The organism is Cellulomonas sp. (assembly GCF_965229465.1).
Taxonomy (GTDB): Bacteria; Actinomycetota; Actinomycetes; order Actinomycetales; family Cellulomonadaceae; genus Cellulomonas.
On record NZ_OZ245882.1, the window covers coordinates 1,854,563 to 1,867,823 of the forward strand.

The window sequence follows — 13,261 nt, forward strand, 5'->3', positions numbered from 1 at the left end:
GGGCGGGGCCCCTGCGCTGGGGTAGTCTCGTCCGGCGCCACTGCGGCGCATGCAGTGCACGGGCCTATAGCTCAGACGGTTAGAGCGCTTCCCTGATAAGGAAGAGGTCACAGGTTCAAGTCCTGTTAGGCCCACTCCCAAACCCGTGGGGGAACCGATGAAGAAGCTCCTGCTCCTGGTGGCAGCCGCCGCCGTCGGATTCGTCGTATGGCAGAAGTACGCGCAGGATCGCGACGAGCGAGACCTGTGGGCAGAGGTCACCGACACCTTCGAGTAAGTGCCCCCGGGCATGCACCACGGGGCCATGGCGCAATTGGTAGCGCACCTGCTTTGCAAGCAGGGGGTTAGGGGTTCGAGTCCCCTTGGCTCCACCACAAGCGTCAGCGCGGTCTGATGGCTGACAAGACCGACTTCACGAAGTCCCTCGACGCCTATCGCGCCTCACGGGGCACCTTCCGCCTCGTGGACGTGCCCGAGCTGCAGTACCTGATGATCGACGGCCACGGCGATCCCAACACCGCGCCCGAGTTCGCGGAGGCGGTCGCCGCGCTCTACCCGGTGGCCTACACGCTGAAGTTCGCCAGCAAGCGGGAGCTCGGACGCGACTACGTCGTGCCGCCGCTGGAGGGTCTGTGGCGGGCCGACGACATGGACGCCTTCACGGTGGCGCGGGACAAGTCGCGGTGGGACTGGACGCTGCTGCTCCTGGTCCCGGACTGGATCGACCGTGCCCGGTACTCCGCGGCGGTCGAGCAGGTCGGCACCAAGAAGGACCGGCCCGCTCGCCTCGACGACGTCCGCCTGGAGACTCTGGCCGAGGGCCGCTGCGTGCAGACGCTGCACGTCGGCGCGTTCGACGACGAGGCCTCGGTCCTCGCGCAGCTGCACCACGAGTTCATCCCCGGCAACGGGCTGCGGATGACGGGGACGCACCACGAGATCTACCTCAGCGACCGCCGCAGGGTCGCGCCGGAGAAGATGCGCACGATCCTGCGGCAACCAGTGGCCCCCGTCGGGGCGTAGCGGCTGCGCGGTCAGCCCTCGATCAGCTCCGGCTCCTGCCCTGACGTCCCGTCGATCAACGTCCGGCTGCCCAAGGGAGCGTCGAGGGTCACCTCCACACTGTCCTGGCATGCGTCGCCGGGATCCTGCCACGTCGAGACGATCGTGACGGTCACCTCGTCGTCGGTCTCCTCGACCGTCGCCCGCGGGTCGCCGTGGCACGTGTCGACGACCAGCTGGAGCACGTCGCCCGCGACCGACCACGCCACGATGGGTCGCGGGGCGCGCCCCTCTGCCGGCGAGCACGACGCGAGCAGGACGAGCACAGCCGTCGCGGAGCAGAGTCGCAGCGCGGTCCGCACCGGCGTCGTGGACGAGCTCACGGTCCGGACACTACGCGCCGCTGTCCATGTCCGTCCGGCGAGTCGGAGCCGGGTCCACCGGACGGTGGAGGCGGTCCGGCCCGAAGGTGGGCGAAGCCGCGGCACCCGCCTGCCTAGGCTGCCGTCATGTCCCTCGACACCGACCTGCCGCCGCAGCCGCAGCCCGAGCTGTCCACCTGGTCGAGCGTGTGGCGGTACCTGGTGGCGGCGTCTGTCGGGCTGGTCGCCTGGGGGGTGACCGCGGCCGAGCACTTCTCGGTCTCGCCCGCGGCGGCGGAGAACGTCGCCGGGACGCTCGTCGTGGTGGACCTGGCGCTGGGCGTGATGACGACCTGCCTGCTCGCGCTCCGCCGCCGGTACCCCTTGGCGGTCGCCCTCCTGACGCTCCTCGCGACGACGGTCTCGTCGGCGAGCGTCGGTGCCGCGACGATCTCCTTGGTCTCGATGGCCACCTGGCGGCGGCGGAGCTGGGTGGTCGCGGCCGGCGTGGTCGCGCTCGTGACCGGTCTGGTGTCCGAGCTGTACTACCGCGCAGCCTTCCCCGGTCGGGACAACAGCGGCTACCTCGTGCTCGTCGGGTTCCTCGTGAGCGTCACCTACTTCGCGGCGGTCGTCGCGACGGGCTACTACATCGGGACGCGGCGTGAGCTGCTGGCGTCGCTGCGCGAGCAGGTGGCCACTGCCGAGCGCGAGCGCGAGCTGGCCACCGAGCGGTCCCGCGACGCCGAGCGCACCCGGATCGCGCGGGAGATGCACGACGTGCTCGCGCACCGGATCTCGCTGGTCGCCCTGCACGCGGGAGCGCTGGCGTACCGGGACGACCTGACGCGCGACGAGACGCGCGAGACGGCGCAGACGATCCAGTCGAACGCGCAGCTGGCCCTCAGCGAGCTCCGGCAGGTGCTGGGCGTCCTGCGGGCGGGGGCGGGCGCCGTGGGGATCGAACCCCCGCAGCCCACGCTCGCGGAGCTGCCGGCGCTGCTGGCCGACGCCCGCGAGGCGGGGTCCGACGTGGACCTGGACACCACCGGCCTCATCGAGGACCCTGCGCCGCAGACCCTGTCCCGCACGTCGTTCCGGATCGTCCAGGAGGCCCTGACCAATGCCCGCAAGCACGCGCCCGGTGAGCCCGTGAGCGTCCGGCTGGCCGGCGGCCCCGGCGCGCAGCTCGAGATCGAGGTGCGCAACCCGGTCCGCACTCCACCCGACGGGCAGCGCGGGGGTGTCGGCCTGGCGGGGCTGGAGGAGCGAGCCGAGCTGGCCGGCGGCGAGCTCGAGCACGGGATCGGTCCGGACGGGGCGTTCGTCGTGGGAGCGAGGCTGCCGTGGCCGGCGTGAGGGTGGTCGTGGTCGACGACGACGCCCTGGTGCGGGCCGGTCTCCGGATGATCCTGGGCGGTGCTCCGGACCTCGAGGTGGTCGGCGAGGCGGCCGACGGCCAGGAGGCCCTCGACGTCGTCGCGCGCGAGCTCCCCGACGTGGTGCTCATGGACATCCGGATGCCGCGGATGGACGGCCTCGCCGCCACCCGCCGGCTGCGCGAGCGCGGCACGACGGCCCGGATCATCGTCCTGACCACCTTCGACACCGACGAGATGGTGCTCACCGCCCTCCAGCTGGGTGCCGCAGGGTTCCTGCTCAAGGACACCCCGCCCGCCGACCTGGTCGTCGCGGTGCGGCGCGTGGCCCTCGGCGAGCCGATGCTCTCCCCGAGCGTCACCAGCCAGCTCATCGCCGCGATCACCCGACCTGCCGAGGACGGGCGCCGACGCAAGGCGCGGACGCTTCTGGCGCGACTGACCGACCGAGAGCGGGAGGTGGCGTTCGCGGTGAGCGACGGGCTGACCAACACGGAGATCGCCCGGTCGCTGCACCTCGGGGTGGCCACGGTGAAGACGCACGTGGGCAGCCTGTTCACCAAGCTCGAGGTCACCAACCGCGTGCAGGTGGCCCGCTACGTGCACGACGCGGCGGACGACCGCTAGAGCCCCAGCTGCTCCCGGGCGGCCTCGATGCCGACGAGCGTGACGTCGGGGCGCAGCGAGGCCGGCCGCGCGTCCCACGTGGCGCGGTCGAGCACGTACCGACGGCTCTCGGCGGCCTTGCCCTCGCGGGTCACGACGTCGATGCCGTTCTCGGTGTAGCCGATCCGGCGGGTGACACCGTTCGACGACGCGTTGTCGGCGAACGCGCTGGTGGTCGCCCGCAGGCCGTCGAAACCCTCGAAGAGCAGGTGCAGGATCATCAGGCGCATCCGGGTGCCGACGCCCTGGCCGTGGTGCCGCAGACCGAGCCACGACCCGGTCTCCGCCGAGCGGGTCACCAGGAAGTCCTGGGCCGTGAGCTCCTGCGTGCCCAGCACCTCGCCGTCCCGGACCACCGCGAGCTCGAGGTTCCACTTCTCCGGGGAGGCCTGTGCGCGGGCACCCCACTGGTACGCCAGGACGCTCCGGGCGACCTGCGTCGGGGTGCCACGGGTCCACGGGACGGTGAACGGCATCGCCTCCGGGGCGTGCACGCCGTCGCCGGCCAGGCGCGCGAGGGCGGCCAGGGTCTCGTCGTCCATGTAGCGGAGCTCGAGGTCTCCGCTGCGGACACGCAGCGCCGCCACCGGCCAGAGGTCGTCCATGGCCGCAGGCTGCCGCGCTCCGCTGCCCCGGTCAACAACAATCCGCTCGGTGCGCGTGGGTCCGCTCGTCTAGGTTGGTCCGCTGTGACCGCTCCCGTGATCGCCGCCCACGGCCTGACCAAGCGCTTCGGCGACTTCACCGCCGTCGACGGCATCGACTTCGAGGTGCCGCCGGGCGAGTCGTTCGGTCTGCTGGGGCCCAACGGCGCCGGCAAGTCCACCACCATGCGCATGGTCGGCGCGGTGTCGTCGCGCACGGCCGGCGACCTGACGGTGCTCGGGCTGGACCCGAACACGCACGGACCCGAGATCCGGTCCCTGCTGGGCGTCGTGCCGCAGGAGGACAACCTCGACACCGAGTTGCGGGTGCGCGACAACCTCATCGTGTACGGCCGCTACTTCGGGATCCCGCGGTCGGTGTGCGCGTCGCGGGCCGACGAGCTGCTGGGCTTCGCGCAGCTGGAGGAGAAGCGCAACGCCAAGGTCGACGACCTGTCGGGCGGCATGAAGCGACGGCTGACCATCGCCCGCGCCCTGATCAACGAGCCGCGCATCCTCATGCTCGACGAGCCCACCACCGGCCTGGACCCGCAGGCGCGGCACGTGCTCTGGGACCGGCTGTTCCGGCTCAAGGAGCGCGGCACCACCCTGGTGCTCACCACGCACTACATGGACGAGGCCGAGCAGCTGTGCGACCGGCTCGTCGTGGTGGACAAGGGCAAGATCATGGCCGAGGGCAGCCCGTCGTCCCTGATCCGGCAGTACTCGACGCGTGAGGTGGTCGAGCTGCGGTTCGGGTCCGAGCGCAACGCGGACGCGGCCGTGCGGATGGCGGGACTGGTGGAGCGGATCGAGGTGCTCCCGGACCGCGTGCTGCTGTACGCCGACGACGGCGAGGCGGTGCTCGAGCGCGTGACCGACCTCGGACTGCACCCGACCACCTCGCTCGTGCGACGCTCGAGCCTGGAGGACGTGTTCCTGCGGCTCACGGGGCGGAGCCTGATCGAATGACGACGACGATCACGGAGGCCGCGGTCGCGGCCGCGGTCCGGCCCCGTCGGTTCGGCGCCTGGTACGTGGCCGAGCACCAGCTGCGGGGCATGAAGGCGTACGGCTGGACCATCGTGGTGGGCAGCGTCGGCAACCCACTGCTGTACCTGCTCGGCATCGGCCTGGGGCTGGCCACGTTCCTCGACCAGCCGATCGCGTCCGGCGCGGACGGGCTCGTGGACTACGTGTGGTTCGTCGCGCCCGCGCTGCTGGCGACGGCCGCGGTCACCGTGGCCATGGACGAGTTCACCTTCGTGATCATGGCCGGCTTCAAGTGGCGCCGGATCTTCTGGGGCATGAACGCCTCACCGGTCGCGCCCCCGCAGATCGCCGCGGGCCTCGTCCTGTCGGTCGTGGTGCGGATGCTGTTCACCACGACCGTCTACTACCTGCTGATCGTCGCGTTCGGCGCGGTGGGCGATCCGCTCACCGGCGCGCTGATGCCGCTGGTCGGCGTGCTGGCGGGCCTGGCGTTCGGTCTGCCGGTGATGGCCTTCTCGGCGAGCCTCAAGGAGGACAAGGGCCAGTTCGCGCTGGTGCAGCGGTTCGTCTTCACGCCCCTGTTCCTGTTCTCCGGCACGTTCTTCCCGCTGGCCACGCTGCCGGTCTGGCTCCAGTGGATCGGCTGGGTGTCGCCGCTGTGGCACGCCAGCGAGATCGGGCGGTCGCTGTCCTACGGCTCACCTCCGGGCGCGTGGCCGGTCGGGTGGCACCTGGCGGTGCTCGTGGTTCTCGCGGTCGTCGGGTGGCTGATGGCCCGACGCATCTTCGTGAGGAGGCTCCGCGCAGGATGACGACGACGACCACCACCGAGCCCGCGCGCAGCACGATCGGCTCGCTCTACGCCCGCAACGCGCGGTCCGTCGTCGCGCGCGGCCTCAAGGCGACCAAGAGCTCCAGCGGGATCATCGTGCTCTCCGGCTTCTTCGAGCCGGTCTTCTTCCTGCTCGCCATGGGACTGGGCCTGGGCTCGTTCATCGGCGACGTCGAGCTCCCCGACGGCACCTCGGTCACCTACGCCGCGTTCATTGCACCCGCCCTGCTCGCCGTGTCCGCGATGAACGGGGCCGTGTACGACTCGACGTGGAACGTGTTCTTCAAGATGCACTTCGGCAAGCTCTACGACGCGATGCTGGCCACGTCGCTCGGTCCGCTCGACGTGGCGTTCGGGGAGATCACCTACGCGCTCCTGCGCGGCGGCGTCTATGCCTTCGGGTTCCTCACGGTCATGCAGGTGATGGGCCTCAACCTCGCCTGGTCGGCGGCGCTCGCCCTGCCCGCCGTGCTGCTCGTCGCGTTCGGGTTCGCCAGCGTCGGCATGGCCGTGACCAGCTACATGAAGACCTTCCAGCAGATGGACTGGATCAACTTCGTCATGCTGCCGATGTTCCTGTTCTCGGCCACCTTCTACCCGATCACCGTCTACCCCGGCTGGATCCAGGGGCTGATCAAGGCCCTGCCGCTGTGGCACGCGGTGGAGCTGGTGCGCGGGCTGACGCTCGGGGTGGTCGACGGGTCGATGCTCACGCACGTGGCGTACTTCGTGGTCATGATCGGGCTCGGGCTGGCGTTCACCACCGTGCGGCTGAAGGCCTTGTTCCTCGACTGACGTCCGACATATGAGACACGCTGTCCAGTGTAGGATTGGGCAAGTGATCGGGATCATCGACTACCGCACCGGTAATTCGCAGAGCATTTCTTATGCGCTCGAGCACCTCGGTGTCCCGCACGCGCTGGTGGCCAAGCCCGGCGAGTGCGACGAGGTCGACAAGTACATCCTTCCGGGCGTCGGCGCAGCCGGCGTGACCATGGAGTCCCTGGCACACGAAGGCTGGATCGAGCACCTGTCCGAGAAGGTTCTGGCCGATGGCCAGGGGTTTCTCGGCGTGTGCGTCGGCCTGCAGGTGCTGTTCGAGCACTCGGACGAGGGCGACGTCGAGTGCCTCGGCTGGCTCAAGGGCTCGGTGCACGAGTTCGACAAGACGCAGGTCCGCGTCCCGCACATGGGCTGGAACAACGTCGACGTGCGCGGCGACCACCCGTTCTCCCGCGCATTCACGCCGGGTGGGTTCTATTACTTCGTGAATTCTTTTTACGCCGTCCCGACGGACGATTCCACCCTGGTGGGCGTCACCACGTACGGCCAGGAGTTCGCCGCCTCGGTGGCCTCCAAGAACATCATGGCGACGCAGTTCCACACCGAGAAGAGCGCGCGCGCCGGCCTGCAGGTGCTCAAGGCGTTCTGCGATCTAGACGTGAAGGACCTCGATGCTCGCTAACCGGCTGATCGCCTGCTTCGACGTGAAAGACGGGCGCGTGACCAAGGCCCAGCAGTTCCAGGACAACATCGACGTGGGGGACCCGGCCGAGCTGGCGGACCGGCTGTACCACGAGGACGTCGACGAGATCGTCATCTACGACATCATGGCCAGCGCCCAGAAGCGCCAGATCGACCTGGCCATGGTCCGCAGGGCGGCGCACCGCACCTTCGTGCCGCTGACGGTCGGCGGCGGGATCCGGCACCTCGAGGACATGCACGAGGTGCTGCGCGCCGGCGCGGAGAAGATCAGCATCGACTCGATGGCGGTGCGCAACCCGCAGATCATCACGCAGGGGTCGGTCGAGTTCGGCCGCCAGTGCATCGTGCTGAGCATGCAGGTCAAGCGCGTGGAGCCGACGGCGACGATCCCCAGCGGCTACGAGATCGCGATCGACGGCGCCCGCACGTACACCGGCATGGACGCCGTCGAGTGGGCGAAGCGCGGGCAGGACCTGGGCGCCGGCGAGATCGTGGTGAACAGCATCGACCGCGACGGCACGGGTTCCGGGTACGACCTGGACATCACGGCGCGGATCACCGAGGCGGTGAGCCTGCCGGTGATCGCGTCGGGCGGCGCCGGGCTGGTCAGCCACGTGGCGGACGCGTTCCGGATCGGCGCCACGGGGGCGATCACGAGCTCGATGCTCTACTCCCCGCGCGTCGAGCACACCCTGACGGTCGGCGAGATGAAGGCGCAGCTGGCCGAGCTGGGCGAGCACGTCCGGCCGGTGCACAGCGCGGACTGACCCCGCGGCACGACGAACACCGAAGGGCGCCCACCCCGGTCAGCGAGGTGAGCGCCCTTCGTCGTTCCGCAAGCCGGTCAGGAGACCGTGCAGACCACCCCGTTCACCGTGAAGGCGGTCGGGGCCGTGTTGGTGCCGGTGTGCGACCCGTTGAACCCGATGTCCGTGCTGGCCCCGGGCGCCAGGGTGGCGTTCCACCCGAGCCCCGTCGCGGTCACCGCGGCCCCGGTCTGGCTCCACGTCGCGCTCCACCCCTGCGTGACCTGCTGACCCGAGGGGAACGTGAACCCGAGGGTCCAGGTCAGCGGGTTGGCGGAGGTGTTGGTGACCTTGATGCTCCCGGTGAAGCCGACGTTCCAGCTGTTGGCGGAGTACTTCACCGCGCAGCTGCTGCCGGTCGACGTCGGGAGGGTCGTGAACGCCACCGACGTGCTCGCGGCCGACACGTTGCCGGCGCCGTCCTTGGCCCGCACCGCGTACGTGTACGCGGTGGCGGCCGTCAGTCCGGTCACCGTGTAGGTGGTCCCGGTGGACGAGCCGACGACGGTCGACGTCGACCCGGTGACCCGCAGCACGTCGTACCCGGCCAGACCACTGCCCCCGGCGTCGGTCGACGCCGCCCAGGCGAGGGTGGCGCCGGTCTGGGTGACCGCCGAGGCGACCGGCGTGCCGGGCACGGTGGGAGCGGTGGTGTCCGTCGCGGCCGTCGTGGTGAACGACACCGACGAGGACGTGGCGGACACGTTCCCGGCGACGTCCTTGGCCCGCACCGCGTACGTGTACGCGGTCCCGGCGGTCAGGCCGGTGAGCGCGAACGTGGTTCCCGTGGCGGTGCCGACGACGGTCGTCGTGGACCCGCTGACGCGGAGCACGTCGTAGCCGGCGAGGGCCGAGGAGCCCGGCGTCGAGGCGGTCCACGTGAGGGTGGCGCCGGTCGTCGTCACCGCGGAGGCGACCGGGGTGCCGGGCGTGCCCGGAGGAACCACGTCGACCGGCGGGTTCGCGGTGGTGAAGGTGCCGACCGCGGAGGCGGCGGACACGTTCCCCGCCACGTCCTTGGCCCGCACCGCGTAGGAGTACGCGGTGCTCGGCGTCAGGCCGGACAGCACCGTCGACGCCGCGGTGGTCGAGGCCACCAGGGTCGAGGTGGTGCCCTGCACGCGGTAGACGTCGTAGCCCGCGACGCCGCTGCCGGCGTCCGTCGACGCCGTCCAGCTCAGCGACGCACCGGTGGACGTGATGCCGGCGGCCACGGGGGTGCCGGGGACGCTCGGCGCGGTGGTGTCCGTGACCGTGCCGGTGGGCTCGGTGCCCCAGATGAGCTTGCCGCCGTCGTAGAGCGTGATGGCCTTCGTCTTGGCCAGCGCGGTGGTGTTCAGGCCCGCGAACGACGGGTCGTTGGTCGCGTTCCACGTGGAACCACCGGTGATCCGGAACTGGAGCTCGCGGCGGTGCTGCGACTGGCCACCCGGGTAGATGTTCTGCCCCACGCAGCTGAGCTCGGCGTAGTACAGCGCGCCGCCGGCGCTCACCGGCTTGGCCGTCTGCGGGCCGCACTCGCTGTAGTTGGCCGAGAGCGTGAGGTTCGCCGCCGAGTCACCGGAGTCGAGCGTGAACCAGTACCGCAGGGTGCCGTTCTTCAGCGCCCGCGCGGGGAAGGCCGACTGGTTGCGGATCATCGCCTTGACCTCGGTGAACGTGCCACCGGCGGGCTGGTTGAGCATGGCCTCGACGAAGATCTCGTCGCCGTCCGGCTGCTCCGCCACGGGGAACGACGCCAACGCGGTGCCGCCGTACTCCTGGGTCAGCCTCGCGAGCGCGCTCGAGAAGCCGGCGTTGTAGTCCGTGGCCACCTCGTTGGAGGTGTAGTCCGAGCGGCTGTCGGTGTACGCGTCGTTCGCGGAGCTCGGACCGCCGACGAGCGCTCCGTACAGGACGTGCCGGGTGGCCGTCGGTGAGGTGATCGAGTCGAGCCACGACCCGTGCGCGGTCCGGTGGTGCGGGTTCTGCGGCGGGTTGACGCCGAAGCCGACCAGGAAGCTGGACTTGCGGGGGTTGTCGCCGAGCGCGTAGTTGATCTGCCGGACGCCGAAGTCGTGGTACCTGGCCTTGCGCGTGGCGTCGGTCAGCCAGTCGGAGTAGACGAGGGCGACGAACGAGGTGTTGGCCGCGTACCGCAGCGACCCCCACGAGTCGAGCACGGCCTGGCCGCCGGGCGAGTACGGGATCCGCTGGCCGTTGACGCCGACGGTCCAGTAGTCGAGCCACCGGTTGGCGTCGTCCACGTACTGCTGCTTGCCGGTCTCCATGGCCAGCAGCGCGTACATGGCGTACGTCTTGTCGTCCCAGGCCACGGTCCACTTGTACGAGTGGGTGGTGGTCTGGTTCTCGACGCTCAGCTTGAGGTACTCGGCCTCGGCCTTGGCCAGGTAGGTGGCGTCGCCGGTCGCCTTGTAGAGCCAGTAGGCGCCCCAGACCAGCTCGTCCTGATACCCCGACCACGACTTGTAGTACGCGGAGGCCGCGGTCACGCAGTCGGAGTAGGCGCCGCGGTAGGTGTCCGCGAACGTGTACAGCTGCTTGGCGTGCGTGAGGAGCTTCGCGGAGTACGTCGGGTCGTCCGTCTTGAACACGATCGCGGCCGACGCCAGCGACGCCGCGGTCTCGCCGGCGACGTCGGAGCCCGGGCAGGAGGCGCTGACCTTGTACGACGGCCGCGCCATCGTCATGACCTCGGCGGGACCCCACCACTTGTGGTCGGCCTCGCCGTCCCCCACCTGCACGTACAGCTCGTTGGGCGCCGTGTGCGCCTTGACGAAGTAGTCGTTCACCCAGCGCAGGTTGCTCTTCAGCTCGTCCAGCTGCCCGGCCTTGGTGTACCCGGCGGGAGCGGCGATCGCCCCCCAGGCGAGCATGGTCGAGCTGAACGCCATGGGCAGCCCGAACTTCACGTGGTCGCCGGCGTCGTACCAGCCGCCCGTCAGGTCCTTGCCCACGTCGGCGCCGTCGGTCAGGGCGGAGTCGCCGCGCCAGCTCACGCGGTTGTCGGCCGGCAGGTCGCCCGCGCGCTGGGCCTCGTAGAAGAACATCGACTTCTGGAGGGCCTCGGCGTAGTTGTACGCCGGGTCGGCGGCGGTCGCGGCGCCGGCCAGCGGTGCGACGAGCAGGCCGGCGGCGACGGTCACGGCGGTCGTGCACGCGATCGCGACGCGACCACGGGTTCTGGGGCGGTGCATGGGGTCCTCTTCCACGGCACTGGGGACGGTCGACTCAGCTGGGTCGGCGGGAGGCCCCGGCGTCGCCTCGGTGCGGCCCCGGCACGACGCGCCTCGCGCATCGTCCTCAGCGATACGGACGAGGGTCAACGGCCAAAACGTTTAGGCATACGACGACGGCCCCCGGTCCGTGAGGACCGGGGGCCGTGCGGGTCGTACCTGGTCAGAGGGTCAGAGCGGGCGGTCACCCTCGTCGAGGTTCTTGACGGGGTCCGGCGGCGAGTCGACCTCCGGCGCCGTGACGGGCAGCACCTCGGTGTCGACGACCACCGGGGTCGTGACGTCAGCGGGCTTGGCCGTCCGGCGCGTGGTGGCCTTCTTGGCCGCCTCCGTCGCGCCGGCGACCTTCTCCTTGGCGGCGTCCGTGGCCTCGGCGACCTTCTCGGTCAGGTCGTCCTTCGCCTCCGCCACCTTCTCCGACAGGCTCTCCGTCGCGGCGGTGACCTTCTCGGCGGCCTTGCGGGTGGCGTCGCGACCCTTCGCCACGGCGCTCCCGGCGGCCTCACCGACGGCGTCGGCGGCGTCGCCCACGCGGGTGTGCGCGGAACCGGTGTCGGTCGGCTCCCACGGCTCGGCCCACGGGTCCACGCTGGACCGCGACCGCGTCCAGGCGGCGACCCCCGCGCCGATGCCCACGAGTGCGGCGATGAGCCAGAACACCTTGGCACCGGTGTGCTTCTTCTTGCCGGACGCGGCCTCCGCGGCGGCTGCCAGAGCGGCGGCCCTGCCCTTGCCCCGGGTCGCGGCGCTGTCGGCCGCATGCTCGACCGCGGCACCGGCCTTGACCGCCGCGTCGTTCATCGCCGCGACGAGCTTGGGCAGCAGGTCGTCGACCAGCTTGTCGTGCGCGCTGTCGATGGCCGGCGAGGCCTTCGCGGCGGCACTCTCCACCTTGGGGGCGGCCGCCTTGACGCTCTCCTTGTACAGGTGCTCCACCCGGGGCAGCAGCCAGTCGATGGCCGCCTCGACCCGCGGGGTGGTCCAGTCCTTCGCCTGCGCAGCCGCGTCGCCCGCCTTGGACGCGGCGGTCCCGGCGGACTCCTTGGCACTGCGGGCGGCGTCGGCGAGCGTGGCACCCAGGTCGGCCGCCTGGTCCTTCAGCTTCTCGGTATCGACGTCGATCTTCGGGCGGCTCTTCGTGAACGGCATTCTCGGCTCCCGGCTCCTCGGCTGTGCTTCCCCACCCACTCTGCCACCGCGGGAGCGGCTGCGCAGTGCCTGTGGCCTGCGCACCCGTGTGATCTCGGGTGCTGCACGAGGTGCGCGTGCGAGACTTCTCGCATGTTTGCGACCCTGCACACGACCGCCGGAGACATCCGGATCGAGCTGTACCCCAACCACGCGCCGCGCACGGTGCAGAACTTCACGGGGCTGGCCACGGGAACGACCCCGTGGACGGACCCGACCACCGGCGAGGAGCGCACCGATCCCCTGTACAACGGGGTCGTGTTCCACCGGGTGATCTCCGGCTTCATGATCCAGGGCGGCGACCCCCTGGGCACCGGCCGCGGAGGCCCGGGCTACAACTTCGACGATGAGATCCACCCCGAGCTGACGTTCAACGAGCCCTACCTGCTCGCCATGGCCAACGCCGGCAAGCGCCTGGACCCGACCACCGGCAAGGTCGGCGGCACCAACGGATCCCAGTTCTTCATCTCCGTGGCGGCCACCGAGTGGCTCAACGGCAAGCACACCATCTTCGGCAAGGTCGCCGACGACGAGAGCCGTGCCGTGGTCGACGCCATCGAGAAGACGCGTGTCCGCCCGGGAGACCGTCCCGTCGAGGACATCGTCATCAACTCGATCACCATCGAGGACTGAGACCGCTATCAGCACGAGTCCCGATCCGGGCGCGC

The 13,261-nt window shown here is 70.7% G+C and carries 14 protein-coding genes and 2 tRNA genes; 12 read left to right on the plus strand and 4 right to left on the minus strand.

Annotation, left to right across the window (positions count from 1 at the left end; genetic code table 11):
• The first annotated feature begins 60 nt into the window (after positions 1-60).
• From ACO06A_RS09005 to ACO06A_RS09020, 4 genes are all read left to right on the plus strand, one after another.
• Positions 61-134: transfer RNA gene (locus ACO06A_RS09005), tRNA-Ile, on the plus strand.
• A 23-nt stretch (positions 135-157) separates the two neighbouring features.
• Positions 158-277 (plus strand): DLW-39 family protein, encoded by a 120-nt coding sequence (locus ACO06A_RS09010; RefSeq protein ID WP_210768242.1) that lies wholly within the window; start codon positions 158-160, stop codon positions 275-277.
• 21 nt (positions 278-298) lie between these two features.
• A tRNA-Ala gene (locus ACO06A_RS09015) sits at positions 299-374 on the plus strand.
• 19 nt (positions 375-393) lie between these two features.
• Positions 394-1,023 carry a GyrI-like domain-containing protein gene (locus ACO06A_RS09020; RefSeq protein WP_421735672.1) on the plus strand — a complete coding sequence of 210 codons (630 nt, stop codon included), beginning with the start codon at positions 394-396 and terminating at the stop codon, positions 1,021-1,023.
• A gap of 11 nt (positions 1,024-1,034) precedes the next feature.
• On the opposite strand, the gene ACO06A_RS09025 is transcribed toward ACO06A_RS09020, so the two are convergent.
• Positions 1,035-1,385 (minus strand): hypothetical protein, encoded by a 351-nt coding sequence (locus ACO06A_RS09025; RefSeq protein ID WP_421735673.1) that lies wholly within the window; start codon positions 1,383-1,385, stop codon positions 1,035-1,037.
• 126 nt (positions 1,386-1,511) lie between these two features.
• Here ACO06A_RS09025 and ACO06A_RS09030 point away from each other — a divergent pair, with 126 nt between their 5' ends.
• Both ACO06A_RS09030 and ACO06A_RS09035 read left to right on the plus strand, forming a co-directional pair.
• The gene (locus tag ACO06A_RS09030) at positions 1,512-2,723 is read left to right on the plus strand and encodes a sensor histidine kinase (RefSeq protein WP_421735674.1); all 1,212 of its coding nucleotides are present in this window, start codon (positions 1,512-1,514) and stop codon (positions 2,721-2,723) included.
• Entirely contained in the window at positions 2,711-3,370 is a 660-nt protein-coding gene (locus tag ACO06A_RS09035) for a response regulator (RefSeq protein WP_421735675.1), read from the plus strand. Before ACO06A_RS09030 ends, ACO06A_RS09035 begins: the two co-directional genes overlap by 13 nt.
• Here ACO06A_RS09035 and ACO06A_RS09040 read toward each other — a convergent pair.
• Positions 3,367-4,014: a GNAT family N-acetyltransferase gene (locus ACO06A_RS09040; RefSeq protein WP_421735676.1), complete on the minus strand. Its 648-nt coding sequence runs from the start codon at positions 4,012-4,014 to the stop codon at positions 3,367-3,369. The genes ACO06A_RS09035 and ACO06A_RS09040 overlap by 4 nt on opposite strands.
• Positions 4,015-4,098: 84 nt before the next feature.
• On the opposite strand from ACO06A_RS09040, the gene ACO06A_RS09045 reads away from it, so the two are divergent.
• Genes ACO06A_RS09045 through hisF form a run of 5 tightly spaced genes read left to right on the plus strand, consistent with a single transcriptional unit; the run spans position 4,099 to position 8,130 of the window.
• Complete coding sequence (locus ACO06A_RS09045) at positions 4,099-5,025, plus strand: ABC transporter ATP-binding protein (protein ID WP_421735677.1); 927 nt, start codon at positions 4,099-4,101, stop codon at positions 5,023-5,025.
• On the plus strand, positions 5,022-5,858 hold the full coding sequence (locus tag ACO06A_RS09050; RefSeq protein ID WP_421735678.1) for an ABC transporter permease: 837 nt from the start codon (positions 5,022-5,024) through the stop codon (positions 5,856-5,858). The genes ACO06A_RS09045 and ACO06A_RS09050 overlap by 4 nt, the downstream gene beginning before the upstream one ends.
• Positions 5,855-6,673, plus strand: a complete 819-nt coding sequence (locus ACO06A_RS09055; protein WP_421735679.1) for an ABC transporter permease — start codon at positions 5,855-5,857, stop codon at positions 6,671-6,673. The genes ACO06A_RS09050 and ACO06A_RS09055 overlap by 4 nt, the downstream gene beginning before the upstream one ends.
• 43 nt (positions 6,674-6,716) lie before the next feature.
• The gene (gene hisH / locus ACO06A_RS09060; RefSeq protein WP_421735680.1) at positions 6,717-7,343 is read left to right on the plus strand and encodes an imidazole glycerol phosphate synthase subunit HisH; all 627 of its coding nucleotides are present in this window, start codon (positions 6,717-6,719) and stop codon (positions 7,341-7,343) included.
• On the plus strand, positions 7,333-8,130 hold the full coding sequence (gene hisF / locus ACO06A_RS09065; protein WP_421735681.1) for an imidazole glycerol phosphate synthase subunit HisF: 798 nt from the start codon (positions 7,333-7,335) through the stop codon (positions 8,128-8,130). Before hisH ends, hisF begins: the two co-directional genes overlap by 11 nt.
• Positions 8,131-8,207: 77 nt before the next feature.
• Here hisF and ACO06A_RS09070 read toward each other — a convergent pair whose 3' ends face one another.
• A complete protein-coding gene (locus ACO06A_RS09070) occupies positions 8,208-11,366 on the minus strand; it encodes a glycoside hydrolase family 9 protein (RefSeq protein WP_421735682.1) in 3,159 nt (1,052 codons plus the stop codon).
• Positions 11,367-11,576: 210 nt separating this feature from the next.
• Positions 11,577-12,554 carry a hypothetical protein gene (locus tag ACO06A_RS09075; protein WP_421735683.1) on the minus strand — a complete coding sequence of 326 codons (978 nt, stop codon included), beginning with the start codon at positions 12,552-12,554 and terminating at the stop codon, positions 11,577-11,579.
• A 132-nt stretch (positions 12,555-12,686) separates the two neighbouring features.
• Here ACO06A_RS09075 and ACO06A_RS09080 point away from each other — a divergent pair, with 132 nt between their 5' ends.
• The gene (locus ACO06A_RS09080) at positions 12,687-13,226 is read left to right on the plus strand and encodes a peptidylprolyl isomerase (protein WP_421735684.1); all 540 of its coding nucleotides are present in this window, start codon (positions 12,687-12,689) and stop codon (positions 13,224-13,226) included.
• The last annotated feature ends 35 nt before the right edge of the window (positions 13,227-13,261 follow it).